This is a genomic window from Novosphingobium sp. BL-52-GroH, assembly GCF_044813085.1.
GTDB lineage: Bacteria > Pseudomonadota > Alphaproteobacteria > Sphingomonadales > Sphingomonadaceae > Novosphingobium.
This window is the reverse complement of record NZ_CP171152.1, coordinates 476,263-501,716: the sequence shown is the minus strand read 5'-3', so window position 1 is coordinate 501,716 and position 25,454 is coordinate 476,263. Positions and strand designations below refer to the sequence as shown.

At 67.3% G+C, this 25,454-nt stretch carries 23 protein-coding genes; 13 read left to right on the top strand and 10 right to left on the bottom strand.

Annotated elements, in window-relative coordinates; all coding sequences use genetic code 11:
* Positions 1 to 8 precede the first annotated feature (8 nt).
* From plsX to ACFFDA_RS14985, 4 genes are all read left to right on the top strand, one after another.
* On the top strand, positions 9 to 1,079 hold the full coding sequence (plsX, locus tag ACFFDA_RS15000; RefSeq protein ID WP_404481363.1) for a phosphate acyltransferase PlsX: 1,071 nt from the start codon (positions 9 to 11) through the stop codon (positions 1,077 to 1,079).
* Positions 1,079 to 2,047, top strand: coding sequence for a beta-ketoacyl-ACP synthase III (locus ACFFDA_RS14995; protein WP_404481361.1), 969 nt, complete (start codon positions 1,079 to 1,081; stop codon positions 2,045 to 2,047). The genes plsX and ACFFDA_RS14995 overlap by 1 nt, the downstream gene beginning before the upstream one ends.
* Positions 2,048 to 2,154: 107 nt before the next feature.
* A complete protein-coding gene (locus ACFFDA_RS14990; protein WP_404482762.1) occupies positions 2,155 to 2,451 on the top strand; it encodes an integration host factor subunit alpha in 297 nt (98 codons plus the stop codon).
* A gap of 28 nt (positions 2,452 to 2,479) precedes the next feature.
* Positions 2,480 to 2,893, top strand: coding sequence for a MerR family transcriptional regulator (locus ACFFDA_RS14985; RefSeq protein WP_404481359.1), 414 nt, complete (start codon positions 2,480 to 2,482; stop codon positions 2,891 to 2,893).
* A gap of 159 nt (positions 2,894 to 3,052) precedes the next feature.
* On the opposite strand, the gene ACFFDA_RS14980 is transcribed toward ACFFDA_RS14985, so the two are convergent.
* Together ACFFDA_RS14980 and ACFFDA_RS14975 are read right to left on the bottom strand one after the other, a co-directional pair.
* Positions 3,053 to 3,604, bottom strand: coding sequence for a SixA phosphatase family protein (locus ACFFDA_RS14980; protein ID WP_404481357.1), 552 nt, complete (start codon positions 3,602 to 3,604; stop codon positions 3,053 to 3,055).
* 45 nt (positions 3,605 to 3,649) lie between these two features.
* On the bottom strand, positions 3,650 to 6,367 hold the full coding sequence (locus tag ACFFDA_RS14975) for an ATP-dependent DNA helicase (RefSeq protein WP_404481355.1): 2,718 nt from the start codon (positions 6,365 to 6,367) through the stop codon (positions 3,650 to 3,652).
* Positions 6,368 to 6,524: 157 nt separating this feature from the next.
* Between ACFFDA_RS14975 and ACFFDA_RS14970 the strand changes: the two genes are divergently transcribed.
* The 4 genes from ACFFDA_RS14970 to ACFFDA_RS14955 all read left to right on the top strand — a co-directional run bounded on the left by ACFFDA_RS14970 (position 6,525) and on the right by ACFFDA_RS14955 (position 10,024).
* On the top strand, positions 6,525 to 7,304 hold the full coding sequence (locus ACFFDA_RS14970; RefSeq protein WP_404481353.1) for a PadR family transcriptional regulator: 780 nt from the start codon (positions 6,525 to 6,527) through the stop codon (positions 7,302 to 7,304).
* Positions 7,301 to 7,591 carry a DUF2218 domain-containing protein gene (locus tag ACFFDA_RS14965; protein WP_404481351.1) on the top strand — a complete coding sequence of 97 codons (291 nt, stop codon included), beginning with the start codon at positions 7,301 to 7,303 and terminating at the stop codon, positions 7,589 to 7,591. Before ACFFDA_RS14970 ends, ACFFDA_RS14965 begins: the two co-directional genes overlap by 4 nt.
* A gap of 255 nt (positions 7,592 to 7,846) precedes the next feature.
* Positions 7,847 to 9,475, top strand: a complete 1,629-nt coding sequence (locus tag ACFFDA_RS14960) for a lysine--tRNA ligase (RefSeq protein WP_404481349.1) — start codon at positions 7,847 to 7,849, stop codon at positions 9,473 to 9,475.
* Positions 9,476 to 9,493: 18 nt separating this feature from the next.
* Positions 9,494 to 10,024: a DUF1003 domain-containing protein gene (locus tag ACFFDA_RS14955; RefSeq protein ID WP_404481347.1), complete on the top strand. Its 531-nt coding sequence runs from the start codon at positions 9,494 to 9,496 to the stop codon at positions 10,022 to 10,024.
* A 111-nt stretch (positions 10,025 to 10,135) separates the two neighbouring features.
* Here the strand turns inward: ACFFDA_RS14955 and ACFFDA_RS14950 are convergent, their stop codons facing one another.
* The 5 genes from ACFFDA_RS14950 to ACFFDA_RS14930 form a co-directional block, all read right to left on the bottom strand.
* The gene (locus tag ACFFDA_RS14950; RefSeq protein WP_404481345.1) at positions 10,136 to 11,983 is read right to left on the bottom strand and encodes a DUF885 domain-containing protein; all 1,848 of its coding nucleotides are present in this window, start codon (positions 11,981 to 11,983) and stop codon (positions 10,136 to 10,138) included.
* Positions 11,980 to 12,645 carry a 2OG-Fe(II) oxygenase gene (locus tag ACFFDA_RS14945; protein WP_404482761.1) on the bottom strand — a complete coding sequence of 222 codons (666 nt, stop codon included), beginning with the start codon at positions 12,643 to 12,645 and terminating at the stop codon, positions 11,980 to 11,982. The genes ACFFDA_RS14950 and ACFFDA_RS14945 overlap by 4 nt, the downstream gene beginning before the upstream one ends.
* 126 nt (positions 12,646 to 12,771) lie before the next feature.
* Positions 12,772 to 13,752 (bottom strand): RcnB family protein, encoded by a 981-nt coding sequence (locus ACFFDA_RS14940; protein ID WP_404481344.1) that lies wholly within the window; start codon positions 13,750 to 13,752, stop codon positions 12,772 to 12,774.
* Positions 13,753 to 13,946: 194 nt separating this feature from the next.
* Positions 13,947 to 15,626: an energy-dependent translational throttle protein EttA gene (gene ettA, locus ACFFDA_RS14935; protein ID WP_404481342.1), complete on the bottom strand. Its 1,680-nt coding sequence runs from the start codon at positions 15,624 to 15,626 to the stop codon at positions 13,947 to 13,949.
* A 186-nt stretch (positions 15,627 to 15,812) separates the two neighbouring features.
* Positions 15,813 to 16,853: a hypothetical protein gene (locus tag ACFFDA_RS14930; RefSeq protein WP_404481340.1), complete on the bottom strand. Its 1,041-nt coding sequence runs from the start codon at positions 16,851 to 16,853 to the stop codon at positions 15,813 to 15,815.
* 145 nt (positions 16,854 to 16,998) lie between these two features.
* On the opposite strand from ACFFDA_RS14930, the gene ACFFDA_RS14925 reads away from it, so the two are divergent.
* Positions 16,999 to 18,363, top strand: a complete 1,365-nt coding sequence (locus tag ACFFDA_RS14925) for a M28 family peptidase (protein ID WP_404481339.1) — start codon at positions 16,999 to 17,001, stop codon at positions 18,361 to 18,363.
* A gap of 52 nt (positions 18,364 to 18,415) precedes the next feature.
* On the opposite strand, the gene ACFFDA_RS14920 is transcribed toward ACFFDA_RS14925, so the two are convergent.
* From ACFFDA_RS14920 to ACFFDA_RS14910, 3 genes are all read right to left on the bottom strand, one after another.
* Positions 18,416 to 19,288: an HpcH/HpaI aldolase/citrate lyase family protein gene (locus ACFFDA_RS14920; RefSeq protein ID WP_404481337.1), complete on the bottom strand. Its 873-nt coding sequence runs from the start codon at positions 19,286 to 19,288 to the stop codon at positions 18,416 to 18,418.
* Positions 19,289 to 19,601: 313 nt separating this feature from the next.
* Complete coding sequence (locus tag ACFFDA_RS14915; RefSeq protein ID WP_404481336.1) at positions 19,602 to 20,465, bottom strand: SDR family NAD(P)-dependent oxidoreductase; 864 nt, start codon at positions 20,463 to 20,465, stop codon at positions 19,602 to 19,604.
* 68 nt (positions 20,466 to 20,533) lie between these two features.
* Complete coding sequence (locus ACFFDA_RS14910; protein ID WP_404481335.1) at positions 20,534 to 21,175, bottom strand: TetR/AcrR family transcriptional regulator; 642 nt, start codon at positions 21,173 to 21,175, stop codon at positions 20,534 to 20,536.
* A 140-nt stretch (positions 21,176 to 21,315) separates the two neighbouring features.
* On the opposite strand from ACFFDA_RS14910, the gene ACFFDA_RS14905 reads away from it, so the two are divergent.
* The 4 genes from ACFFDA_RS14905 to ACFFDA_RS14890 all read left to right on the top strand — a co-directional run bounded on the left by ACFFDA_RS14905 (position 21,316) and on the right by ACFFDA_RS14890 (position 25,230).
* The gene (locus ACFFDA_RS14905) at positions 21,316 to 22,665 is read left to right on the top strand and encodes a hypothetical protein (RefSeq protein WP_404481333.1); all 1,350 of its coding nucleotides are present in this window, start codon (positions 21,316 to 21,318) and stop codon (positions 22,663 to 22,665) included.
* Positions 22,662 to 24,083: an acyl-CoA reductase gene (locus ACFFDA_RS14900; protein ID WP_404481331.1), complete on the top strand. Its 1,422-nt coding sequence runs from the start codon at positions 22,662 to 22,664 to the stop codon at positions 24,081 to 24,083. The genes ACFFDA_RS14905 and ACFFDA_RS14900 overlap by 4 nt, the downstream gene beginning before the upstream one ends.
* A 317-nt stretch (positions 24,084 to 24,400) precedes the next feature.
* A complete protein-coding gene (locus ACFFDA_RS14895) occupies positions 24,401 to 24,637 on the top strand; it encodes a biotin/lipoyl-containing protein (RefSeq protein ID WP_404481329.1) in 237 nt (78 codons plus the stop codon).
* Positions 24,638 to 24,687: 50 nt separating this feature from the next.
* A complete protein-coding gene (locus ACFFDA_RS14890; RefSeq protein ID WP_404481327.1) occupies positions 24,688 to 25,230 on the top strand; it encodes a peroxiredoxin in 543 nt (180 codons plus the stop codon).
* The last annotated feature ends 224 nt before the right edge of the window (positions 25,231 to 25,454 follow it).

Genomic DNA, 25,454 nt, shown 5'->3' with positions numbered 1-25,454 from the left:
GAGAGCCCATGAGTTTGCCGCGTATCGCCATTGACGCGATGGGCGGTGACGAGGGCGTGCGCGTCATGATCGATGGCGCCGCACTCGCGCGCCGCCGGCACGACCGCTTCAAGTTCCTGCTTGTCGGTGACGAGACGCGGATCAAGGCTGCGCTCGAAACGCACCCCAACTTGCGGGCAAGCTCCGAGATCCTTCACACCGAAGGGGTCATCAGTGGCGAGGACAAGCCGAGCCAGGCCTTGCGTCGTGCCAAGGGCACGTCGATGGGTCGCGCCATCGAGGCGGTGAAGCTCGGCCATGCCGGGGCTGCCGTCAGTGCCGGGAATACCGGCGCGCTCATGGCGATCGCCAAGCTCTCGCTGCGCACGATGCCCGGTATCGATCGACCCGCGCTGGCCGCGTTGCTGCCGACGCTGGGCGACAACGACGTGGTCATGCTCGACCTCGGCGCCAATACCGAATGCGACAGCCGCAACCTCGTGCAGTTCGCGATCATGGGCGCCGCCTATGCCCGCGTCGCCACGGGGCGTGAGCAACCGCGCGTGCGGCTGCTCAACATCGGCTCCGAGGAAATCAAGGGCACCGACGAAGTGCGCGACGCTGCCGCCATACTGCGCGCGGCGGCCGACCTGTCGATGTCCTTCGATGGCTTTACCGAGGCGGACAAGATCTGCCGCGGCGATGTCGACGTCGTCGTCACCGACGGGTTCTCGGGCAACGTCGCTCTCAAGGCGGTGGAAGGCACGGCGCGGTTCGTCGCGGACCTGCTGAAGCGCGGCTTCTCCAGCTCGCTGCGGTCCAAGATCGGTTTCCTGATCTCGAAGCCGGCGACCGAACTGCTCAAGCACCATCTCGATCCCAATAATCACAATGGCGCGGTCTTCCTGGGCCTCAACGGCATTGTCGTAAAGAGCCACGGTAGCGCCAACGCTGCCGGAGTGGCCAATGCCGTGGCGGTGACCGCCCGGCTCCTGGAGGAAAACGTGACCGAGCGTATCATCGCCGACCTGGCCCGCGTGGGCGGGTCGAACCTGCGCAAGCCCCGCAAGGTGCCGGGCGTGCAGGAAGAGCGCGCCTGATGATTCGCTCCGTCCTGATCGGAACGGGCTCGGCACTGCCGCGCCAGGCCGTGAGCAACGCCCAGCTCGCGGAGCGCGTGGACACCAGCGACGAGTGGATCGTCGAGCGCACCGGCATCACCAATCGCTACATCGCCGCGCCCGACGAGACCACGACGACGCTTGCCACCGACGCCGCGCGCAAGGCTATCGAGGCCGCCGGGATCGAGGCATCGTCGATCGACCTCATCGTGCTGGCCACGGCGACGCCCGACCAGACCTTTCCGGCCAGCGCCACGCTGGTGCAGAGCAATCTCGGCTGCCGCGGCGGCATCGCCTTCGACGTTGCCGCTGTATGCTCGGGCTTCCTCTATGCCCTGGGGGTCGCCGATTCGATGCTGCGCACCGGCATGGCCAAGCGCGCGCTGGTGATCGGCGCGGAGACTTTCAGCCGGATTCTCGACTGGGAAGACCGGACCACCTGCGTCCTGTTCGGCGACGGTGCCGGCGCCGTCGTGCTCGAGGCGCAGGAGCAGGAGGGTGAAACACAGAGGGGCATCCTCGCCACGCGCCTCCATGCCGACGGCGCGCACAACCAGTTGCTCTATGTGGACGGCGGTCCCTCGACCACCGGAACAGTTGGAAAACTGCGCATGAAGGGCCGCGAGGTGTTCCGCCACGCCGTCGTCAACCTGGCTTCGGTTCTCAAGGAAGTCCTTGATGAAGTTGGTCTTTCTACCGACGACATCGACTGGCTCGTGCCGCACCAGGCCAATGCGCGCATTCTCGATGCGACTGCCAAGAAGCTGAACCTGAGCCCCGACAAGGTGGTCGTGACGGTCGGCCAGCACGCGAATACCTCGGCCGCCTCGGTGCCCCTCGCACTCGATCAGGCCGTCCGCGACGGGCGGATAAAGGCAGGCGATCTGGTCATGCTGGAGGCCATGGGTGGCGGATTTACGTGGGGTGCGAGCCTGATTCGCGTTTAGACGTTCCCTACATTCGTCCATTTACGTTCAATATTGGACGCAGGATTGCTTTCTTCCCGGTTTTTCATATTATCCCCTCATCGGCGCACGAAGGGGATGCGGGCTTGATGCGCTCAACAGATACTTTGACACGGGCAGAAATTGCCGAGGCCATTCACAGGAAGCTGGGCATATCCAGGGCGGAGTCGCTTGCCATGGTGGAAGCGATCCTGCAGCACATGTGCTCGGCTCTCAGCAGTGGCGAGAACGTGAAGATCTCGGGCTTCGGCACGTTCCTGCTTCGCGACAAGGGCGAGCGGGTAGGACGCAACCCCAAGACCGGCGTGGAAGTGCCGATCACCCCGCGACGGGTCATGACGTTCCGCGCCAGCCAGATGCTGAAGGACCGTATCGCCCAGGATTGAAGGGAAAACCCTTCGGGATAAGGCAGATATGACCAGTCCAGAAACCCCGTTGTTCGACGCCGTCCCCGTTTTCGAGGATGGCAAGGACGCGCAGGCCCTGCGCACCATCGGCGAAGTGGCCAAGGCGCTGGGGATCCGTCCCCACGTTCTGCGCTACTGGGAAGAACAGTTCCCGGCGCTGAGCCCCATCAAGCGCAGCGGTTCACGCCGCTACTATCGTCCCGAGGACGTGGCACTGATCGTAGAGATCGACCGCCTCGTGCACCGCGAGGGATATACACTGCGTGGCGCGGCCAAAGTGATCGACGACAAGTTGCCGCCGCCCTCGGCAAGTATTGCCAAAAGTTCGCCCGAAGAAGCGGTGCCTGTGGTGGATGACGAGTTCTTGACCAAACTTGCGGCCATCCGTGCCGGGCTGGCTGCAGGGCTGGCCGCGGCCTGAAGCCGTTCTGGAACCTCGTCGTCCCGGACTTTGTCCGGGCCCGTGGGCAAGGCCACTCTGGACTGACGGCTTGGCGGTTGGCCATGGCAGGCTCCCGCCTCGAGAGTACTCCGCGATCCCGGATCAGCTCCGGCAGGAAAGTGTTATCGATTCCGCGCCTCAGTCCGTCAGAGCCGGCCCCAGCGACGGGTCGAGGTCGCGCGGTCGCACGAGATGGACCAGTCGGCCGCAGCCTTCGCCCAGGTCTGCCCAGTTTTCGATGTCGAACTCGATCACGGCATAGGCCGCGGTCGGGAACTTGTCCTCGACGATGTCGCGCAGCGGGTTGCTGCCATCGTCGGGGACGAGGTCGAAGATGAGATCCTCGAGTCCGGGATTGTGGCCGACCAGCATGATCGTGCGGGGAGCGCCATGTTCGTCCTGCTCGCGCAGCACGTCCATCAGGGTCGCCGAGTTGGCGAGGTAGATGCGCCGGTCCCAGGTGATCGGCGGGGTCTCGCCGGCGGCTTCGCCGGCGATCTCGATGGTCTGGGTGACTCGCACGGCAGGCGAGGCGAGCACCCGCTTCCAGCCGACCCCGTGGTCGCGGATGTGCTTGCCCATGACGCCCGCGCCCACTCGGCCGCGCTTGTTGAGCGGGCGGTCGAAATCGCGCAGGCGCGCATCGGTCCAGTCCGACTTGGCGTGGCGGAAGATGCCCAGGGTTTTCATGCAGGCGTGTTCATGAGTAGCGGGCCAATCTCGTGCGGGTGCGGATCAGAAAAGCGGACGCGGGTCTTCGGCCGGTTCCGCCGTGGCCCCTGAAGCATGGCCGGCCACGCGCTGTAAAGCCTCCTCCAGCGAAATGCGGCGGATCGGCGTGCCAGCCGGGAAGGCTGAGAGCAGGCGCGAGGGGAAGGCAGGCGAAAGCACCACGAAATGCCCCCGGTCCTCGCGGCTGCGGATAAGCCGACCGAAGGCCTGTGCGAGCTTGGCGCGGATCAGCGTGTCGTCGTAGGCACCGCCGCCGTTCGCCAGCCGCCGGGCGCGGTGCAGGATCGAGGGGCGCGGCCAGGGGACTTGTTCCATCACCACGAGTCGCAGCGAATGACCGGGCACGTCGACCCCGTCGCGCAGCGCGTCGGTGCCGAGCAGCGAGGCGGCGGGATCGTCGCGGAATATATCCACCAGGGTGCCGGTGTCGATCGGGTCGACGTGCTGGGCATAGAGCGGCAGGCCACCGCGCGCGAGGCGGTCGGCGATGCGGCCATGGACCGCGCGCAGCCGGCGGATCGCGGTGAAGAGGCCGAGCGCGCCACCATTGGAGGCTTCGATCAGGCGGCCATAGGCTGCGGCGAGGCTGGGGATGTCGCCTCGGGGAACGTCGGTGACGATCAGCACTTCGGCCTGCTCGGCATAGTCGAACGGGCTCTGGTGGGTGGAGAGGCGCGGAGCCACTTCGATTTGAGCGGCGCCGGAGCGGGCCACGGCCTTGGTCCAGTCGTCCCCGTCGCGCAACGTCGCCGAAGTGACGATGACGCCGTGGGCCGGCTCCAGCACGACTTTGGCGAAAGGCTTCATCGGGTCGAGCCAGCGGCGGTGGATGCCGATGTCGTACTCGCGCGCTTCCGAGCGATCGACGGCGAGCCAGTCGACGAACTCGGGATCGGCAGCGCCGCCGAGGCGATTGAGCAGGGCTTCCCAGGCAGCGAGCGTGTCGACCCGCCAGGTCAGCGAATGGCGCGCGCCTTCGAGGCGGGCGCGGCCCTGGCCGTCGAGCCAGTCGGGCGGTTCCTCCAGCAGTGCTTCGAGCCTCATTCCGAGGCGGATCAGGGGCTGGCGCAATTCGGCAAGCGCCATGCGCGCGGCCTGCGCCACTTCGACGAAGGCGCCTTCGAGGCCGGCGGCCTCGGTCTCCAGCGCGTAGCCGGCATCCTGCCCGCCGCTCTCGTCGCGTGCGTAGACGGTGGCGCGCACGGCGGCGAGCAGTTCCTCCAGCGGACCGGAGGCGGCGCTCTCGCCGATGCGCTGCATCCAGCCGTCGCCGGGGAGGGCTTCGGCGGCGGCGCGCGCGTCGGTGATCGCCTTGCCGCCGGTCTCGTCGTAGCTGGCGATGTCGGCGAGGCGCGCGGACAGGCCCCTGCGGCGGCCTTTCGAGGCTTTCTCCGGGCCGATCACCCAGCGCCGCAGTTCTATCGCCTCGGCGCCGGTGAGAGCGGCGGCAAAGGTGGAGTCGGCGGCGTCGAAGACGTGGTGGCCTTCGTCGAAGACGATGCGGGTGGGGCGTGAGGCGGGATCGCGTCCCCTCGCGGCATTGACCATGACGAGGGCATGGTTGCCGATCACGAGGTCTGCCCCGACGCTGGCGCGGGTCGAGCGCTCGATGAAGCATTTGCGGTAATGCGGGCAGCCCGCATAGACGCATTCGCCGCGCCGGTCGGTCAGTGCCGCCACACCGCGCTGGCGGAACAAGGTGCCGAGCCAGCCGGGCAGGTCGCCGCCGATCATGTCGCCGTCGCGCGAATAGGCGGCCCAGCGTGCGACCAGTTGGGCGAGGATCGCAGCGCGGCCCGAGAAGCCCCCCTGCAGCGCGTCCTCGAGGTTGAGAAGGCACAGGTAGTTCTCGCGGCCCTTGCGGACCACCACGGGGCGCGTGCCGTCCGGGCGGCGCTCGGGCCAGGCGCGGCGGCTTTCGTGCCGCAACTGGCGTTGCAGGGCCTTGGTGTAGGTGGAGACCCAGACGGTGCTGCCCGACTGTTCGGTCCAGAGCGAGGTCGGGGCGAGATAGCCCAGCGTCTTGCCGATCCCGGTGCCGGCCTGCGCCAGCAGGACATGCGGATGGCCCGACCGTTCGCGCGGCGCGAAGGCGAAGGCGGCTTCGGCGGCATAGGCGCGCTGGCCGGGGCGCTGCTCGGCGGTGGCGCCGGTCAGCTTTGCAAGGCGCGCCAGCACTTGAGCCTCGTCGAGGACGACCTGGCGCGGTTGTGGTGGCTCGGGGCTTTCCTCCCATTCGGGCAGGCGGGTGAACAGCCAGCGCTCGGCGCGCTCGGGCCGGCCGATGCGCGCGGTGAGCAGGGTCGCCCAGGGCCAGCGCATGCGCACGAGCGACTGCAGCGAGGTCCAGGCGCCTTCGCGTTCCGGCCAATCGGGCCTCTCGCACATCTCCAGGAGGGCACCGGCGGCTTGCTGGAGGAGACGCGGCACGTCGGGATCGCCGTCGGGCTCGGCGAGGCCCAGCGCATGGGCGAGACCCTTTGGCGTGGGCACCACGAAGCGGGCCGGGTGCACGAAAGCGTAGAGTTCGAGCAGGTCCAGGCCAGAAAGGTCGGGATAGCCCAGCCGCGTCGCCAGCAGCGGTGCGTTGAGGATCAATTGGGGCGTGTCGGCCGCCGCCATGACTGCCTCGCCCTTGGAAATCGGGCGCGTCGCGGAGCCTTCGCGCAGCCAGCTACCGCCGTGACTGGCATGAAGGGCGGGGAGGGGCGGGGCGGCCATGAAGCCCGTCTTAGGGGTCGCGGACGAACTTGAAAACGGCAGGCGGACCGATGCGCACGCAAAAATTACCTCCGGATACACTTTCGGACCTTGCGTAAAATCAATCGAGATATATCTTAGAGCAATCATGAAAGATATGGAACCAACGATGAGAAGCATGAATCAAGACAACGAACGTGGCCACGGCCACCATGGACATGGGCGCAGGGGGCGCCGTTTCGGCCACGGCCTCGACCGCGCGGTCCTGCTGGCCGCGGCCAGGGGCGGCATGGACGAAGTCCGCGCGATGTTCGGTGGCCGGGGCCGGCCCGGCATGGAGCGCGGGAATTTCGGCATGGGCCGCGACGGCTTCGGGGAAGGCTTCCCCGGTGGTCCTGGTGGCAGGGGGCGTGGCGGCAGTGGCTGGGGCATGGGTCCGGGCGCTCCCGGTGGGCCGCGCGGCGGTGGCCGTGGTCCCGGCGGCGGACGGCGCAAGCGCCTGTTCGACCAGGGTGAACTGCAGGCCCTGATGCTCGCACTGATCGCCGAAAGCCCGCGCCACGGCTACGACCTGATCCGCGCGATCGAAGCGCTTTCGGGTGGCGACTATGCGCCGAGCCCGGGGGTGATCTACCCCGCGCTGATCTACATGGAGGAATCAGGCCTGATCGCGCCGCTCGCCGACGACACTGCCCGCAAGGCCTTCGACGTGACCGACGAGGGCCGTGCCAAGGCGCAGAGCGACGAGGCCAGGGTGGCCGAACTCAAGGAACGGCTCGGCGCGCTCGCCGCGCAGCGCGACAAGGTCGATCCAGCCCCCGTGCGCCGGGCCTTCCACGCGCTCAAGACCGCGGTGTTCGACCGTCTCTCGGACGAGGGCGCCGACCGCGACTTGATCCTGCAGGTGGCCGACGTTATCGACGAGGCCACGCGCAAGATCGAAAGGATCGAACGTTGAGCACCATCGAAGCCAGGGTGAGCACGCAAAGCGGCGGTAAGTATATTCGCCAGCTCTGCAAGCACTGGAGTCACAAGCTGGAGACGCAGGTGGAGGGGGATACCGGCACGGTGACCTTTCCCAACGCCGTGGCGACCATGGCGGCCGACGACAGCGGCATCGCCATCGCCATCACCGGCGAGGACCGCGAGGCTATCGAGCGGCTGACCGGGGTGGTGGCGGTCCACATCGACCGCTTCGCCTTTCGCGAGGCGCCGCTTACGTACGAGTGGGCCTGGCGCGATTGAGTAACACAGCGGGTACGGCATCAGCGTTACCCCCAGCGCCCCGTCATCCTGAACTCGTTTCAGTATGACGGGACGGCGGGACATCGCCAATGCAACGCCACGCTGACGGTTGGCGGGTCCGGCCACTGCGCTTGCGGCCCGATGCCCCCTGAAACAAGTTCAGGGTGACGAGGCCTGGTGTGCCAGGGTAGGTCGCGACTACGGCGAACCACTCCACCCTTGCGAAAATCGCGCTTTTCGCCAAAGAGCGCGGCCATGACTGAAAATGCCCTGATCGAAGCCGCCCGCGTGTCCAAGGCCTGGCCCTTCCAGGAGGCCCAGAAGCTGCTCAAGCGCTATCCGCAGGGAAAGACCGGCCCCGATGGCCAGCCTGCGCCTGTGCTGTTCGAGACGGGCTACGGTCCCTCGGGCCTGCCGCATATCGGCACGTTCCAGGAAGTGTTGCGCACCACCCTGGTACGCCGCGCCTACGAGGCGCTGACCGGCGGTGCGCCGACGCGCCTCGTCGCCTTTTCGGACGACATGGACGGGCTTCGCAAGGTGCCCGAGAACCTGCCGAACCGGGACCTGCTCACCGCCAACCTCGGCAAGCCGCTCAGCCGCATTCCCGATCCGTTCGGCACGCACGAGAGCTTCGCGCACCATAACAACGCGATGCTGCGCGATTTCCTCGATCGCTTCGGGTTCGACTACGAATTCGTCTCGGCGAGCGATCGCTACAATTCGGGCGGCTTCGACGCCGCGATGGGTAATGTCCTCGCGCATTTCGAGGGCATCATGGGCGTCATGCTGCCGACCTTGCGCGAGGAGCGTCGCAAGACGTATTCGCCGGTGCTGCCGGTCTCGCCCACCAGCGGCGTGGTGTTGCAGGTGCCGGTCGAAGTGATCGACGCCGCCACCGGCCTGATCCGCTTCACCGACGAGGACGGCACCGTCGTCGAGCAGTCGGCGTTCGGCGGGCAGGCCAAGCTGCAGTGGAAGGTCGACTGGGCGATGCGCTGGTACGCGCTGGGCGTCGATTACGAGATGTGCGGCAAGGACCTGACCGATTCGGTCACCCAGTCTGGCAAGATCGTCCAGATCCTCGGCGGCCGCCGGCCCGAAGGGCTGATCTACGAACTGTTTCTCGACGAGAACGGCGAGAAGATCTCCAAGTCCAAGGGCAATGGCCTCACCATCGAGCAGTGGCTGACCTACGGCACCGAGGAATTGCTCAGCTTCTACCTGTTCCGCGAACCCAAGAGCGCCAAGCAGCTCCATGTCGGCGTGATCCCCAAGGCGGTCGACGAATACTGGCAGTTCCGCGGCAACCTCGCTGGCCAGGCGCTCGACAAGCAACTCGGCAACCCGGTGTGGCACCTGCTGCGTGCCAATGGCGAACGAACGGGCGTCGAGGGGCACGGTGGCGATACCCTGCCGGTCACGTTCGCGCTGCTGCTCAACCTCGTCGGCGTGCTGGGTGCGGATGCGACGCCCGAGCAGGTCTGGTCGTACCTCGGCAACTACGTCGCCGACGCCACGCCCGAAGCGCACCCCGCGCTGGCCGACATGGTGCGTGCCGCGCTTGCCACCAACCGCGATTTCATCGCGCCGACCCTCCAGCGCCGTGCGCCCTCCGCCAGCGAGGCCGCGGCGCTGCAGGCGCTTGACGCCCAGCTCGAGGCCGCCGGCCCCGAAGCCACGGCGGAGGAACTGCAGAACATGGTCTACGAGATCGGCAAGACCGAGGCCTACGGCTTCGAGAGCCTGCGCGGCTGGTTCAAGGCGCTGTACGAAACGCTGCTCGGCTCGTCGCAGGGGCCGCGCATGGGCAGCTTCATCGCTCTTTACGGGGTGCCCGAAACGCGCAAGTTGATCGCCCAAGCGCTCGAAGCAGCGGCCTGACCCGAAAGACGAGGCCCGATGCACAGTCCCCACCGATCACCCGAGGACCTCTGCGAGGAACTGCTCGGCCGCAAGCTGGCCGACGTTGACGCCGAGGAACGGCGGGTGCTCGAGCGCATCGCCTCGGGCAGCGTGATGGGCCCGGATGCGCAGGAGGAAGCTGCGCTCCACGCCACCTTCCCCGACCGGCTGGCCGACAAAGTCGCGGCGGTCGGTGGATCTTGGGGCTTCATCATCGCCTTCGGCGTGGTGCTGTTCGGCTGGATGCTGGTCAACAGCCGGCTGCTGGAGATCTTCGGGCTGCATCCCTTCGACGCCTATCCCTACATCTTCCTCAACCTGATGCTTTCGACGCTGGCGGCGATCCAGGCGCCGGTCATCATGATGAGCCAGAACCGCCAGTCGGACAAGGATCGCATCGCCGCGCGTCACGACTACGAGGTGAACTTGCGCACGCAGCTGGAGATCATCCGCCTGCACAAGCGCATGGACCACCTGTTCGAATTCCTCGCCACCCGGGCGAGCGCCGAGGCGGGCGAGGAAACCTGAAACTCCCCGTCGTCCCGGGCGCCACCCGGGACCGCGGGCCGTGCCGCGCCCACCTCCCGGCGTGCCGCGGTTCAGATCGATGACGAGCGGTAAATATTGGTCTCCGTCACTCTACCGTTCGGTCCGTGCCGCGATCCAGCGGTCGACCACGGTTTCCAGCACCGGCAGCGGTAGCGCGCCCGATCCCAGCACGGCCTCGTGGAACCCGCGGATGTCGAAGCGATCACCCAGTTGGCGGCGGGCCTTGTCGCGCAGGCGCTGAAAGGTGAGCGCGCCGATCTTGTAGGAGAGCGCCTGCGCCGGGGTGGCGATGTAGCGGTCGACCTCGCTCTCGGCGTCGCTGCGGCCCATGCCGGAGTTCGCCAGCATGTAGTCGATCGCCTGCGCGCGTGACCAGCCCTGGGCGTGGATGCCGGTGTCGACCACCAGGCGCATGGCCCGCAGCATCTCGTCGTCGAGCGTGCCCCAGTGCTGCAACGGGTCGGTGTAGAGGCCCATGTCGTAGCCCAGGGTCTCGGCGTAAAGCGCCCAGCCTTCGACGAAGGCGCTGTTGTCGCCATAGCGCTGAAACGGGGGCAGTTGCGCATTGGCCCGTGCGAGGCTGATCTGGAGGTGATGGCCCGGCACCGCCTCGTGGAGGTAGAGCGTGGTCATCCCGCTGAGGAAGCGGTGCGACAAGTCGTAGGTATTATAGAAAAACACCCCCGGCCGCCGGCGCTCGGGATCGCCTTCGGCATAGGAGCCGCCGGCCTCGTAGCGGGCACGGTAGGCGGGGTAGGGCTCGATCGCCAACGGTGCGGCGGGGCCTTGCGCGAAGAAGCGCGGGAGCGCGGCATCGACCTCGGTGCCGATGCGGGCGAAGCCTTGCGCGAGTTGCCGTGCCGATTTGGGGTGGAAGCGCGGATCGTCCCGCAGCCGGTCGAAGAACAGGTCGAGGTCGCCCGATGCACCCAGTTCGCGTTGCACGCCTTCCATCTTGCGGCGGATGCGCGCCACTTCGGAAAGGCCGAGGCGGTGGACGGCATCGGGTTCGAGCGGGAGCGTCGTCTCGCGCCGGATCAACAGGCGATAGAGGTCGCGGCCGCCCTTCATCTGCGACAGGCCGACGTTGTCGCGTGCCGAGGGCAGGTATTCCTCGGCGAGGAAGGCGCGCAGGCGGCGGTAGGCGGGCGTAACCTCGCCGTCGACCGCGCTGGCGAAGGCGGCGCGCAAGGCGGGTCGGGCGCTTTGCGGGACCGCGTCCGGGAATTGGGCCAGGGACTGAAGGAAAGGTGATTCCGGCCCGCTGCGAGCGAGGATGGCGTCGATCTGCCCGATCATGTTCTCGACCGTCAGGCGCGGATCGACGACGCCCGAGGCCAGCCCTTCCCGAAAGCGCAGGATGGCGTTGTCGAGCATCCGGGGGAACACGCGGTAGAGCGCCAGGGCCGCCTGATAGTCCTGCTCGTCCTCATAGGCGATGACGCCGCCCGGCGCGACCAGCGAGGGGAACTCGACGTGGAGGCCGCCGAAATGATTGAACGGGCGCACCGCCGTCAGCGCGCGCACCTCGGGCCGCAGCGAGGCGAGTTCTTCGTCCTTGAGAGCAGCGAAGACGTCGTAGGAGATCTGCAGGTCGGGTGAGAGCGCGGCGCGCCGGATACCGGCCAGGGCATCGCGGCTGCGGTGGGCGGAGGCGAGTTGCTCGCGCTCCAACCCGGCGGTGTAGATGCGCGCGAGGGCGGCGGTGTCGGCGATGTCGCCCCGATAGAGCGCGGACAGGGGATCGAGCGCTTCCTCGCGCCCGGCGTCGTCGGCGAAGAGGCGGCGCAAGTTGTTGGCCTGGACCTCGCTCGCCGCGCCGGTGGTCGCCGCGGCCACCTCGCGCGCAAGGGCGGGCGTGAACGGGCCTGCGGGCGCGCAGGCCAGCACGCAGGCCAACGCGGGCGCCGCGATGATCGAGCCGGACGGGCGCCTCATTGCCAGGTGCGCGTCCGGAACCACTTGGTAACGACGTATTTCACCCCGCGCACCACCGGCCGCGCCGCATGCATCGTCCAGGGGTTTGGCGTGCCGTCGGGCAGGGCGTTGTTCCACAGCAGGAGGGTGCCGGGGCAGGGAGGGACGCTGAGCGCGACACGGGTGAAGTCGGTCAGGCCGCCTTCGTCGACGGTGTTGAGATAGACCATCGCCGTCCAGCTTCGCTGTCCGCCGCAGCGCCGCTCGCGCCGCCAGTAGCTGGAGGCGGTGTCGAACCAGTCGCAATGCTCGTGGAAGAACTGGCCGCACTGGTAGCGCTGGCCCTGCGGTGTCTCGCCGCGCGTCGCGGCGATGCCGGTGACGGTGGAGATGCGCGCCTCGAGATCCTGCACGCAAGTGTCCATGGCGTCGAGGTTGCCCGAGTAGCTGGTGCGGTAGTCAGGCCAGTCGGCGGCGTCGATGAGATCGGAAGGGCAGGCGACCGCGTCGATCAGGCCCATGAGGCGGGTGCAGGCATGAACGGGCAGGAAATCGTCGATCGCGTAGATTTCCGCGCGGTCCTCCGGCAGGCGACGGGCCGCGGGATCGTCGGCCAGACGCTCGCGAACCGAGGCGCCGATCCTGGCAAGGGCCTTCTGGTCGGGATGGGCGAGCATCGTCATCTGCATCGCAGAGTACCTGCCCGGGCGCCCAGATCAATCGCCGCACCTGCAAAAGGCTCGGGACAAAGCAAAACCCCCGGGCTCGAGCGAACCCGGGGGCTTTTCGTCGTGCGCTTCTTGCCGGACTTACCAGAAGAAGTCGTAGATCACGTCGACCACTTGGCCGCTGTAGATGTCGACCAGCAGCACGTCGTCGTAGTAGCGGACCCAGCGATAGGGGCCGTAGACTTCGGGCAGGCGGTACTGCCAGGGATTGTTGATCCAGTAGCGGTTGCCGTAGAACATCGAACCCAGCGAGAAGCCGATGCCCAGGCGCCGGTACGAGTAGTTCTGGTAAGGCGCATAATAGCGGCCGATGCGGTAGGTCGAGCGGTTGCGGTCGCGGTAGCCCTGCCAGTCGTAGCGATTGTCGCGGCGCCAGCCGTTGCGGTCCCAGTTGCGGCTCTGGTTGTTGCCGTTGCCGCGCCAGCGGTCGTTGTCGCCGCGCCGGTCGTTGTTGCCCTGCCAGCCCTGGCCGCGATCGTTGCCGCCGCGTCCGTCGTTGCCGCGCCAGCCTTGGCCGCGGTCGCGGTTGTCGCCGCGGCCATTGTCACCGCGCCGGTCGTCGTTGTCCCGCCAGCCTTGGCCACGGTCGCGATTGTCGTCGCGGCCCCGGTCACCGGCGCGATCGTTGCCACGGTCCACGCGCACGTCGTTGCCGCGCGCCGGGTTGGTACGGCTCACCGGTTCGCCGTTGCGGGTACCGCCGGCCCATCCCGGAAGACCGCGTCGGACTTCGTTGGCATTGCCCGGCGCCTGTTGGGGACGGGCCTGCTGGACTGGTGCCTGCCGGCCTTCGCCGCGTTGCCAGTTGCCGCGCGCACCGTCATTGCCGCGCTGGCCCTGACCCTGTTGCCCCTGAGGACGGGGTGCTTCGCGCTGGGCGCGCATCTGCGGGGCGGGATTAGCACGGGGCTGCTGTTGTTGCTGAGCGGGAGCGGCCCGCTGCGGCCGCTCGCCACGGTCGTCGCGCTGCGCGAAAGCCGGGCTCGACATTCCTGCGACTGCCAGCGCCATGACGCCGGCCGTGAACAGTACACCTGCTTTTATCTTTATCGTTCTAGCCACTTCCGGTCTCCAAAACCGAATTTGCCGGACGGCGATCACGGCTCTTTCGTTACTTGTCTGATAAGCGCAATGCGCTGTCCGGCACCTGAACCGCGATGTTGCTCGCCATTCATTTTCCAGAGTACGAAAATGAACGAGCCGCCGTTCCGTTCCCGGAACGACGGCTCGTCGAGGTCCGTGCCTGAAACGGCGCGTCAGCGCGTCAGTTTCTTGTAGGCCAGCGCGGTCGGACGATCGGCGGCGTCGCCCAGGCGGCGGCGCTTGTCTTCCTCGTAGGCAGCGAAGTTGCCTTCGAACCATTCGACGTGGCTGTTGCCCTCGAACGCGAGGATGTGGGTCGCGAGACGATCGAGGAAGAAGCGATCGTGGCTGATGACCACGGCGCAGCCCGCGAAATTCTCGATCGCCTCTTCCAGCGCACCCAGCGTTTCCACGTCGAGATCGTTGGTCGGTTCGTCGAGCAGCAGCACGTTGCCGCCCAGCTTGAGCATCTTGGCCATGTGGACGCGGTTGCGTTCACCGCCCGAAAGCTTGCCGACGTTCTTCTGCTGGTCCGCACCCTTGAAGTTGAACGCGCCGACATAGGCCCGCGTCGACATCTCGTGCTTGTTGACGGTCATGTAGTCGTGACCCTCGGACACTTCTTCCCACACGTTCTTCTTGGGGTCCAGATGGTCGCGGCTCTGGTCGACGAAGCCGAGGTGGACGGTCGAGCCCATCTCGATCGTGCCGGTATCGGGCGTCTCCTTGCCGGTGAGCAGCTTGAACAGCGTCGACTTGCCGGCGCCGTTGGGGCCGATTACGCCGACGATGCCGCCCGGCGGCAGGATGAACGAGAGGTTTTCGAACAGCAGCTTGTCACCGTAGGCCTTGGAGATGTCCTTGACCTCGATGACCTTACCGCCGAGGCGCTCGGGCACCTGGATGACGATCTGCGCCTTGCCGGGCTTGCGGCCGGCCTGGGCATCCTGAAGCTGCTCGAACTTGCGGATACGCGCCTTGGACTTAGTCTGGCGTGCGGCCGGGGTCTGGCGGATCCACTCGAGTTCTTCCTTGAGCGCCTTCTGGCGCCCGGATTCCTCGCGGTCCTCCTGCTCCATGCGCTTGGACTTCTTCTCGAGGTAGGTCGAGTAGTTGCCCTCGTAGGGGAAGTATTTCCCGCGATCGAGTTCGAGGATCCAGCCCACCACGTTGTCGAGGAAGTAGCGGTCGTGGGTAATCATCAGAACCGCGCCGGCGTATTCCTTGAGGTGGTTTTCCAGCCATTCGACGGATTCGGCGTCGAGGTGGTTGGTAGGTTCGTCGAGCAGCAGGATCGAGGGCTTCTGGATCAGCAGGCGGGTCAGCGCGACGCGGCGCTTCTCACCGCCCGACAGGCTGTCCACCGGCCAGTCGCCGGGCGGGCAGCGCAGGGCTTCCATGGCGATCTCGAGCTGGTTGTCGAGCGTCCAGCCGTCGGCGGCGTCGATCTTGCCCTGCAGGTCGCCCATTTCCTCCATCAGCGCGTCGAAATCGACGTCTTCCGGCGGGTCGCCCATGATGTTCGAGATCTCGTTGAAGCGATCGACGAGGTCGGCGATTTCGCGCGCGCCGTCCTTGACGTTCTCGAGCACGGTCTTGGTCGGGTCGAGTTCCGGCTCCTGTTCCAGATAGCCGACGGTGATGTTCTCGCCCGCCCAGGCTTCGCCGGTGAAGTCGGTGTCGATGCCGGCCATGATCTTGATAAGCGTGGACTTACCAGCGCCGTTCGGGCCGACGATGCCGATCTTGGCGCCCTGGTAGAACTGGAGCGAGATGTCGCTGAGTACCGGCTTGGGAGCGCCGGTGAAGGTCTTGGTCATGCCCTTCATGACGTAGGCGTACTGGGCGGCCATGGGCGTCCTTTGGATGGAAATGGCAACAGGATACTTCTTGGGATCGGCCCTTACAGGCCCGCAGGTGCGCCCGCAAGATGCGGCTGGTCAGATGGGAGGAGCCGGGCAGGTATCAAGTCGGGACGCAGGCGAGGTGGGTGCTGCCCGGTGAGGTCGAGGGTCTCCGGCCGCGGCGATTGAACGTAACTAGGGGGCGGGGCGGCGACGCAGGGCATGGACCAGATCGAGCACGAGGCGGGGAAGGAACGCAAGGCCGGCCATGACGGTCGGCGTGACGAGGATCGCCCAGTAGAAATTCACCGGCCGCGCAAAGACGGCAAGCAGCACGGCGATGGCGGCGAGCCAGGGCAAGGCCAGCCGGGCAAGCGCGGTCGGAGCGCCGAGGAAGCCCACCAATGCCAGCAGCGCGGCAAGGTATGCCAGGGGCTTGGGCAGCAGGTTTATCAGCGTCACCTCGGCGATGTCCTGGAACGGGGCGGCGGCTCCGCGCATCCCGCCCCACCCTTGCGACAGCGCGTCGCCCTGCTGCGAGAGCGGCATGACGGCCTGGCGGTGCAGGTAGAGCGCCACCGCGTAGACGCTGAGCAGGGCGATCCAGGCGAAGACCTCGCGCCGCCTGCCGTCCTTGAGCGCCCAGAGCGCCGCGACGAACGCGAAGGGCAGCGCCAGTTCTCGGATCGCTAGGGCGCCGGCGATGGCGATCACGGCCGGAAGCCATAGCCCGCGCACCAGCAGCGCCGTGGCCAGCGCGACGAGGACGCCGGCCCACAGTTCGTGCGTCACCACCAGGTCGGCACCGGCGACCATGGCGCCGCCGGCGAGGATGAGGAACGTCGCACCCACCCGCTCCGGTGCGCTTGCCAGAGGGCGCAGCATTGCGAACCAGGCTAAGGCGGCCGCCGCGAGCAGTCCGGCCAGGAGGCCTTGCGTCGCCTTCCAGCCCAGCTCCGCCTCGATCCACGCCAGCGTCGGCAGGCGGACGGTGAAGAAGGGGCGGGTGGGAAAACCGTGCGCACGGTGGAGGCGAGTGGCGGCGTGGTAGTAGTCCTCGCCGCCGGCCAAGGCACCGGCGATGTCCTTGTAGAGCCGCACGTCGGAATACGTGCCGTCGCCGGTAATTGCCGCCCCGCCTTGCGGTGCCGGCCGGATGGTCAGCGAAAACACTGCGAGCAGCACGATCGCCAGGGTCACGGCCAGGGCCTGGAAGCGGGAGAGCGAGGCGAGCATGGCGCGGTTGTGTTCGCTAGGGTCCCGGGTCGCAAGCGGGATCGACGCTTTTCCACATGGGGAGCCCGGCCGAGCCAATCGCTCCTCCACGGCACAGGGAAACCCTGCCTTGGCAGGACCTTGCGGCTCGGTTAGCACTCGCACGATGAAGACCGCCACCACGCTGCGCGCCGCACTCGTTGCCACTGCGCTTTCCACCGCCGTTCCGGCCCTTGCCACTCCCGTCGACGGGTCGGGCGTCGCTTGGGACATTGTCGAGGGGCTGACCACCGAGATCGGCCCGCGCCCCGCCGGCTCCACCGCCGAGGACCGCGCGCGCGACTGGAGTGCGGCCAAGCTGACCGCGCTCGGCTTCCGGAACGTGCGGGTCGAGGAATTCAAGACCCTCGCCTGGCAGCGCGGCCCCGAAAGGGCTAGCCTGACTGCACCTTATGCGCAGCCGCTGGCGATCACCGCGCTCGGCTTCTCGGTGCCCACGCCCAAGGGCGGGCTCAAGGCGGAGCTGGTCTATTTCCCGACGCTGGCCGCGCTGGAGGCGGCGCCGGAGGGCTCGCTCGCGGGAAAAGTGGCCTTCATCGACCATGCCATGCGCGCGGCGCAGGACGGTTCCGGCTACGGGCCCTACGGCAATGTGCGCCGTGAAGGGCCGACGATCGCCTCGCGCAAGGGCGCGGCGGGTGTCGTCATCCGCTCGGCCGGGACCGACGGGCATCGCAACCCGCATACCGGCGTGACCACGTTCGCCAAGGATGTGAAGCCGATCCCCGCCGGCGCGGTCTCCAATCCGGATGCGGATCTCATCGCTCGCACCGCGGCGCGCGGCAAGCCGATGGCGATCGACCTGACGCTGATGGGCAAGCCGTTCCCCGATGCGACTTCGGGCAACGTGATCGCCGACCTGCCGGGGCGCGATCCCTCGTTGCCGATCATCGTCCTGGCCTGCCATCTCGATTCGTGGGACCTGGGCACTGGCGCGGTCGACGATGCCTCGGGCTGCGCGATCGTGAGCGCGGCGGCTCTGGCGGCGCAGGCGGGCGGGCAGACTCTGCGCACGATCCGCGTGCTGTGGTCGGGCAACGAGGAGATGGCGCTTTCGGGCGGCGGCGGGGAGCACTATGCCAAGCTGCATGGCGCCGAGCCCCACGCCATCGCGATGGAGAGCGATTTCGGCGCCGACCGGGTCTGGCAGGTCAATTTCAGCCACGCCCCCGAGAACAAGGCGCTCGCGGACAAGGTCAACGCCGTGCTCTGGCCGATGGGCGTGGTCCCGCACAAGGGCAGGGCCGAGGGCGGCGCCGACGTCGAGGCGATCATCGCCGCGCAGAAGCTGGCAGTGATCGACCTCGGGCAGGACGGCACGCATTACTTCGACCTGCACCACACCCCCGACGACACGCTCGACAAGGTCGATCCGGCGGCGCTCCAGCAGAATGTCGATGTCTGGACGGCAGTGCTCAAGGTGATTGCCAACGAGGCGGGGCCGATCGGCAAGTTCGAGGCAGCGCAATAACGGTTGCGCCCATCGTCCCGGATGGACCGGGGACGATGGGCGGCCCGGGGCTTCAACCCGCTGCGGCGATCCGCTCGGACACCGACATCAGCCGCCGCGCCTGTTCCAGATGCAGCAGTTCGGTCATCTTGCCGTCCACACGGATCGCGCCCTTGCCTTGGTTTTCGGGCGCCGCGAAGGCTTCGATCACCGCATGGGCCCAGGCCAGGTCCGCTTCGCCCGGAGAGAACACCGCGTTGCACGGATCGACTTGCGCAGGGTGGATGAGGCTCTTGCCGTCGAAGCCGAACAGCAGGCCCTGTCGCGCCTCGGTCTCGAAAGCGTCGAGGTCGCGGAATTCGTTGCACACGCCGTCGAGCACGGCGACGCCGTGCGCACGCGCGGCGGCGACCGCCATCGACAGGAACGGCAGGAACGGCGTCCGCTCCGGGGTCAGTTGCGCGCGCATTTCCTTGGCGAGGTCGTTGGTGCCCATGATCCACAGCGAAAGCCGGGTGGAACTTGCCATCGCCGCGATCGGCTCCAGCGCGAAGACGCTGGCGCAGGTCTCGATCATCGCCCAGAGTTGCATCGCGGCGGGAGCGCCCTCCAGCGCGGCTTCGTAGCGCACGATGTCGTGCGGACCGTTGACCTTGGGCACGAGCACGGCGTCGGCCTTCGATGCGGCGATGGCGGCAAGGTCGGCCGCCCCCCACGGGGTGTCGATCCCGTTGGCGCGTATGGCGACCTCGCGGTGGCCGAAGCCGCCTTCCGCCACGGCGGCGACGGCGGCGGCGCGGGCCTCGTCCTTGGCCTCGGGCGCAACGGCATCCTCGAGGTCGAGGATCACCACGTCGCAGGGCAGGGTGCGCGCCTTGGCGATGGCCTTGGCGTTGGAGGCGGGGAGGTAGAGCGCGCTGCGGCGGGGACGGTCAATGATGGTCATGGCAGGTTCCCGTGATCGGAGAAGTCCCGGCTCCCTTGCGGCGGGCAAGGCCTTCCGGTCAAGCGCGCGGAGGCAAGGGTCGATCGCGCTTTGCCTCGCGTATCCGTGCGTTTCGGTAGGTCCAAAGTACGATATGTATACGTTTGTTGCGTAGGTAGGATGGAGTGCTGCAAGTGGTCGCCGCGCATCGCGATCATGGCGAGGAGAATTCTTCCTCCTCCTCTCCACGGCCATGGCGGCAGCCCTTCGTGGGTCGCACTCGCCGCCCCGTGACCGTTCCCCGGGAATGGCGCGGGGCGGCATATTTCCGTTCTCAGAGCGTTTCGAGGATGCGCTCGCTTTCCTGCCACAGGCGGGCCGCCGCCTCGTCGTCGCGGGCCTGGGGCGTAGGTTCCGCCTCGGCGAGGTCGAAGAAGTAGCGTCCACCGTTCTCGCCCGCTTCCGGCGCGGTCGCCAGCCAGGCGATGGTGCGGGCCGGTCGCTCGGGGGGAATGAGATCCTGCGTCGCCATGTAGGCCTGCAGCGAGGCCTCGCCGTAGCTCGAGAAGTTCGAGCCGACCTTCCCTGGATGCATCGCCTGCGCGACGATGCCCTTGCCCGAAACCCTGCGATTCAATTCGCGCGTGAACAGCAGGTTGGCGAGCTTGGCCTGGCAATAGGCCGGTCCTGCCGCGAAATCCTGCAGCATCATCAGATCGTCCCAGCGCATGCCCTTGCATTGCGCGTGGCCCAGCGAGGACACCGAAATCACCCGCACCGATCCCGGCTGGCTGTCCCGCACCGCCCGTTCGAGCAGCGGCATGAGTTCGCGGGTGAGCAGGAACGGGGCGAGGTGGTTGGCCGCGAACGTCCATTCCAACCCTTCGGACGAGGTGTAGAGCCCATCCCGCACACCGCCGGCATTGTTGACGAGAACGTCGACGCGCGCGGTCAGGGCGGCGATCTCGGTGGCGATACGGCGCACTTCGGCCATTTCGGAGAAGTCGCCGCGCAGGAAGTCGACGCGGCCGCCGTCCGCTGCGGCGGCGCGCAAGTCGGCTTCGGCGGCGGCGCAGCGCCCCGGGTCGCGGCCGGTGCCGATGACGTGCCAGCCCGAACGGGCGAAGGCCTCGGCACTGGCCCTGCCGATGCCGGAACTGGCCCCGGTGACGACGACGCAGCGTTCGGGAGCGGTCATTTCAGGTTTCCTCTCATACCCTGGGATTTTCAGCGCGCCCGTTTTGCCGGGCCGCGCAGCGAGTGGGGTCACCGCGGTTCGGCGCCTTTCAGGAACAGGCCGATCGCAAATCGGACGCGCCGGTCGATGTCGTCGCGGTCAAGTTCGTTGCCGGAAAGGATGAAGCGCACCGGGCCACTGACGACCATGCTCATGAACACGTTGGCTGCGAGCAGAGGGTCCTCGATCGCCAGGCGTCCGGCGGCGGTCTCCTGCTTCAGGATGTCCGCCAGGAAGCGTACCGTCGGCAGTGCGGCGATGTCGTAATAGGTCTGGAAGATGTCCGGGAAGCGGTAGGATTCGGTGTTGATGATCCGCTGCAGCTTGGCTCCCGCGACTTCGCCGACGAGGTCGATGCGCAACATGGCGATGGCGACGAGGGTATCCTCCAGGCTGTCCCGCCGCGTCGCCGCGATGACCTGCGGCTCCACCGCACGGGCTTGCGTTCCGTGGCGGATCGCGGCGCGGAAAAGGGCGGCCTTGTCGGCATAGCGCGCATAGACGGTGCGCTTGGTCATGTTCACGTCGGCGGCGATCGCCTCGATCGTGGCGCCTTCGTAACCCTTCTCGAGGAAGTGTTCGAGGGCGGCATCGAGCAGGGCGACCTGGCGGGCCCGCGCCTGATCGCGGGTGGGCCGGCCGGCACGGATGGCAGGGGTTTCATCGAGCATGCTCCCGTTGGAACCGATTTGCCTTGCGTCGCCAAGGGTCTCGTGAATAATGAAACGCATGAGATGCCATTAATTGAGTCGCGTGGGACTGTCCAGCAAAAGGGACGGCCGGCGCGGCCTCTTGGAGAGGAGACGAGCCGATGGGCCAAGCTGCCGACAAACTGATGGCCCTGGTGGCCGACCCCGACCGCTTCACCTTCGCCGCCGACGAACTGCGCGAAACGCAGGTGGCCGCGCTCGACGAGCGGCTCCAGGAACGCCGGGGCTCGATCAAGCTGCTGGCGCTGCGGGCCCGCGACGCGGGGATCGAGCGGATCGGAACGATCGCCGACGTGGTGCCGATCCTGTTCCCGCACACCGCCTATAAGTCGTACCCCGAAAGCTACCTGATGGATGGGCGCTGGGACCGCCTGACCAAGTGGCTGCGCACGGTGTCGGCCTATCCGATCGAGGGCGTGTCGCTCGACGGGATCGCCGGGATCGACGACTGGATCGCGAGGCTGGCCGAGCGGGGCCACTTCATCTCCTGCTCGAGCGGCACGACGGGCAAGGCCGCCATGTTGATCGCTTCCCAAAAGGACATGAACTGGTCGAAGGTCGATACCGTCAACGTGTTCTCGTGGGGCTCGGGCGTGGCGCCGGCGCGGGACCGCCAGCTCGTCGGCTGCGCGCCGGTCGCCACGGTGCCCAAGAACGCGACGATCGCGCAGGCGCAGTACGATGCCTTCGCCAATCCCGACTGGCCGCGCTGGAACTATCCGGTGCCGCCGATCACCGTGGGCTCGCTGACGTCCATGGTCGTCATGCGCAAGAAGATTGCGGAAGGCACCGCCCGCCCGGACGAGATCGCCGCTTTCGAGGAAACTTCCGCCGAGCGCGGCAGGGCCGTCGCCGATGCCTTGCCCGCCACCGCCCAGTTCATCATCGAGAACCGCTACCGCAAGCTGCAGGTTTCGGGGCTGTGGAACGGGCTGTGGCAGGTAGCCAAGGCGGTGCGCGATGCGGGCTACGGACGCGAGGACTTCCATCCCGACAACTCGATCTACGTCGGCGGCGGTCTCAAGCGGGCGCAGCTTCCCGCTGACTACCAGGAATACGTGTTCGAGACGTTCAACATCGCGCCCGAACGGCACTTCCAGAACTATTCCATGCAGGAACTGAACTCGGGCATGCCCAGGTGCCGCGAGGGCGGGCGTTATCACGTGCCGCCATGGATCGTGCCGATCCTGCTCGACAAGGCGGGCGACGCCGCGCTCGACCATACCTGCGGCGAGATGGAAGGGCGCGCGGCGTTTTTCGACCTCTCGCTCGACGGGCGCTGGGGCGGGGTCATCACCGGCGACAGGATCGCTCTCGACCATGGCCCCTGCGCCTGCGGCAACCAAGGCCCCTCGATCCGCGACGACATCGCCCGCTACGCCGACCTGGAAGGCGACGACAAGATCGGCTGCGCGGGCACCGTCGATGCTTACGTGCGCGGTGTGGCATGAACGAGATCGCGCAAGCGCGGCCGGCCGAAGACCTCGTCTCCGCTCCTTTCTTCCTGCGCGGCGAGGTGCTGCACGGCACCGACGTCATCCAGACCTCGCGCGACCTCGGCGTGACGTTCGCGACGCCCAGGATACCCTTCGACCGCGCCGTGCCGCCGCGCACCGAAGTGCCGCCGCTGCTCAACGTGCCGCTGGCGGAGATCGTGGACTTCCTCGTCGAGACCGGCCAGCGACTGGTTGCCCCCGACAACGACCACATGGGCGAATGCATCGAGCGCATGTGCCGCACCCACATCCTGCCGCGTGCCGTCGTCGAGAACACTGCGCGTCATGCCGCCGCTTACCTCGACAGGCGCGTGCTCATGGCCGAGGTCGCGCAGAATTTCCCCGATCCGCGCGCGCTCGACGAATGGGTGCCCAAGCAGGACTTCACTGGCCGCAAGAGCTTCGTGCGCGCCTTCGCGCCGCGGCTGATCCACGTGCTGCCGGGCAATTCTCCGGGCGTGGCGGTGAAGTCGGTGGCGCAAGGGGCGATGGTCAAGGCGATCAACCTGTTCAAGATGAGCAGTGCCGATCCCTTCACGATGGTGGCGATCCTGCGCACCATGGCCGACATCGACCCCGAACACCCGATCGTGAAGTCGATGTCGGCGGTCTACTGGCGCGGCGGCGACGATGCGACCGAGCGCGTGCTCTATCGCCCGCAGTACTTCGACAAGATCGTCGCCTGGGGCGGGGGCGATGCCATCGCCAATGTCGTCAAGTACCTCGGGCCCGGCTTCCAGCTCGTCTCGTTCGATCCCAAGACCTCGATCTCGATGATCGGGCGCGAAGGGCTTGCCGATGACGCGACGATCGACCGGGTGGCTGACCTGTGTTCGGCAGACGTGATGACGCTCAACCAGGAGGCCTGCGTCGCCAGCCGCTTCCAGTTCGTCGAGGGAGACCAGGAGCAGGTCGACCGCTTCTGCGAGCGCCTGCACTTCCACGTCGCCCGGCGCGCCGCCGAGAGCGGGGACGTACGACCGCTCGACATGGACATGCGCGAGGCGGTCGAGATGATGATCCTGATGGACGACGAATACGGCGTGTGGGGCTGCACCGACGGCAATGGCCTCGTCGTGCGCTCGAACGAGCCGGTGGATTTTCACCCGATCAACAAGACCGCCAACGTGGTGCGCGTCGACAGTCTCGAGGATGCGGTGAAGTGGATCAACGTGGCGACACAGACGGTGGGATTTTATCCTTTCGACCGCATGGCCGACTACCGCGACCGATTGGCCGCGGGGGGAGCGCAGCGGGTGGTGCACCTGGGCGAGGCCGGCCCCTCGACCATCGGCAACCCGCACGACGCGATGTACCCGCTCCACCGCTTCGTGCACTGGATGGCGCACGAGGATGGGCGCGGACAGGGGTGATGAGGGCGGATTGGCAAGGACGGAATTGATACCATCGTCCCGGGCTTGACCCGGGACGATGCAGTCGATCGCGTCGGGATGCAACGTGGCCGCGGCTCATGGCAAAGGCGCCGGAAATATACCCCGTGGTCCCCGGTCAAGCCCGGGAAGTCGTATATCCTCGAGGTACGTCTTTGGCGGATATGCCGGCCCGGTTCGACGTCTCAACATCGCCGAGACGGATATGTGCGCCGCCCGCTTGCCTGCCTCGAACAGTGCGCTACCCATCGCGCACATATGGGCCGTTTGCCGGCCCCAACCTGAGGAACCCGAAACCCATGGCCGTTGAAATCCTGCTCCCGAAGATCGGCTTCTCGATGCAAGAAGGCCAGATCGCCGAATGGCTCGCAAAGGACGGGGACAAGGTGACCGAAGGCCAGCCGCTGTTCTCGCTGGAAGCCGACAAGTCGACCAACGAGGTCGAGGCGCCGGCCACCGGCACGCTCAAGATCACCGCCGCGCTCGGCGAGACTTACGAGGTCGGCACGGTACTCGGCTGGATCGAAGTCGAGTAGTCCTGCGCAATCGGCTGGACAGCGCGATGTCGTCCGGCCAGACTGCGGCAATGAACAGGACCATCCTTGCCCCGCTCGCCGCTGCCGCCGCCCTTTTCGGAGCCGGCACCGCCCACGCCAGCCTTCCGGTCGGCGCCAAGGCCCCGGCCTTCGTCACCAAGGGCGCCAAGCGAGGCAAGGTCATGGCCTTCGACCTCAAGCAGGCGCTGAGGCGCGGGCCGGTGGTGCTCTACTTCTACCCCAAGGCCTTTACCCAGGGCTGCACGCTGGAAGCCCACGCCTTCGCCGAGGCCAGCGACGATTTCGCGAAAGCCGGCGCCACTGTGGTCGGCATGTCGGCCGACGACCTGCCGACCCTGCAGAAATTCTCGACCGAAGCCTGCCGCGACAAGTTCGCCGTGGCCGTCGCCACGCCCGGCATCATCAAGGACTACGACGTCGCCCTCAAGCGCGAGGGAGCGCCCGCGGGCATGACCGACCGGACCAGCTACGTGATCGCCAGGGACGGCAGGATCACCCTTGTCCATTCCGAGCTGGACTACCGCGATCACGTGAAGCTGACGCTGGAAGCGGTGAACAAGCTGAAGAAGTAGCTGCCGATTACCCGTCGTCCCGGACCTGATCCGGGACTGCGGACAATTCTATGAGCGCCAGCTCGCCGTAGGCCACTGCGACGCCGCGTTAGTAACCAGGCTCGGGCGGCTTTGCCGACGGCCCCGTAGCAAGTCCGGGACGACGAGATCGCCGCCGCCGCCGCTTCCTACCAAGCCGCTTGAACATTCCCCCCTCCTGCGGGTAATAGCGCCGCCTTCCCGCG

Bases quoted from the DNA above. Each gene is read 5' to 3' on its own strand.
- plsX (WP_404481363.1), top strand. From the start codon at position 9: ATGAGTTTGCCGCGTATCGCCATTGACGCGATGGGCGGTGACGAGGGC.
- ACFFDA_RS14995 (WP_404481361.1), top strand. From the start codon at position 1,079: ATGATTCGCTCCGTCCTGATCGGAACGGGCTCGGCACTGCCGCGCCAG.
- ACFFDA_RS14990 (WP_404482762.1), top strand. From the start codon at position 2,155: ATGCGCTCAACAGATACTTTGACACGGGCAGAAATTGCCGAGGCCATT.
- ACFFDA_RS14985 (WP_404481359.1), top strand. From the start codon at position 2,480: ATGACCAGTCCAGAAACCCCGTTGTTCGACGCCGTCCCCGTTTTCGAG.
- ACFFDA_RS14980 (WP_404481357.1), bottom strand. From the start codon at position 3,604: ATGAAAACCCTGGGCATCTTCCGCCACGCCAAGTCGGACTGGACCGAT.
- ACFFDA_RS14975 (WP_404481355.1), bottom strand. From the start codon at position 6,367: ATGGCCGCCCCGCCCCTCCCCGCCCTTCATGCCAGTCACGGCGGTAGC.
- ACFFDA_RS14970 (WP_404481353.1), top strand. From the start codon at position 6,525: ATGAATCAAGACAACGAACGTGGCCACGGCCACCATGGACATGGGCGC.
- ACFFDA_RS14960 (WP_404481349.1), top strand. From the start codon at position 7,847: ATGACTGAAAATGCCCTGATCGAAGCCGCCCGCGTGTCCAAGGCCTGG.
- ACFFDA_RS14955 (WP_404481347.1), top strand. From the start codon at position 9,494: ATGCACAGTCCCCACCGATCACCCGAGGACCTCTGCGAGGAACTGCTC.
- ACFFDA_RS14950 (WP_404481345.1), bottom strand. From the start codon at position 11,983: ATGAGGCGCCCGTCCGGCTCGATCATCGCGGCGCCCGCGTTGGCCTGC.
- ACFFDA_RS14945 (WP_404482761.1), bottom strand. From the start codon at position 12,645: ATGACGATGCTCGCCCATCCCGACCAGAAGGCCCTTGCCAGGATCGGC.
- ettA (WP_404481342.1), bottom strand. From the start codon at position 15,626: ATGGCCGCCCAGTACGCCTACGTCATGAAGGGCATGACCAAGACCTTC.
- ACFFDA_RS14930 (WP_404481340.1), bottom strand. From the start codon at position 16,853: ATGCTCGCCTCGCTCTCCCGCTTCCAGGCCCTGGCCGTGACCCTGGCG.
- ACFFDA_RS14925 (WP_404481339.1), top strand. From the start codon at position 16,999: ATGAAGACCGCCACCACGCTGCGCGCCGCACTCGTTGCCACTGCGCTT.
- ACFFDA_RS14920 (WP_404481337.1), bottom strand. From the start codon at position 19,288: ATGACCATCATTGACCGTCCCCGCCGCAGCGCGCTCTACCTCCCCGCC.
- ACFFDA_RS14915 (WP_404481336.1), bottom strand. From the start codon at position 20,465: ATGACCGCTCCCGAACGCTGCGTCGTCGTCACCGGGGCCAGTTCCGGC.
- ACFFDA_RS14910 (WP_404481335.1), bottom strand. From the start codon at position 21,175: ATGCTCGATGAAACCCCTGCCATCCGTGCCGGCCGGCCCACCCGCGAT.
- ACFFDA_RS14905 (WP_404481333.1), top strand. From the start codon at position 21,316: ATGGGCCAAGCTGCCGACAAACTGATGGCCCTGGTGGCCGACCCCGAC.
- ACFFDA_RS14900 (WP_404481331.1), top strand. From the start codon at position 22,662: ATGAACGAGATCGCGCAAGCGCGGCCGGCCGAAGACCTCGTCTCCGCT.
- ACFFDA_RS14895 (WP_404481329.1), top strand. From the start codon at position 24,401: ATGGCCGTTGAAATCCTGCTCCCGAAGATCGGCTTCTCGATGCAAGAA.
- ACFFDA_RS14890 (WP_404481327.1), top strand. From the start codon at position 24,688: ATGAACAGGACCATCCTTGCCCCGCTCGCCGCTGCCGCCGCCCTTTTC.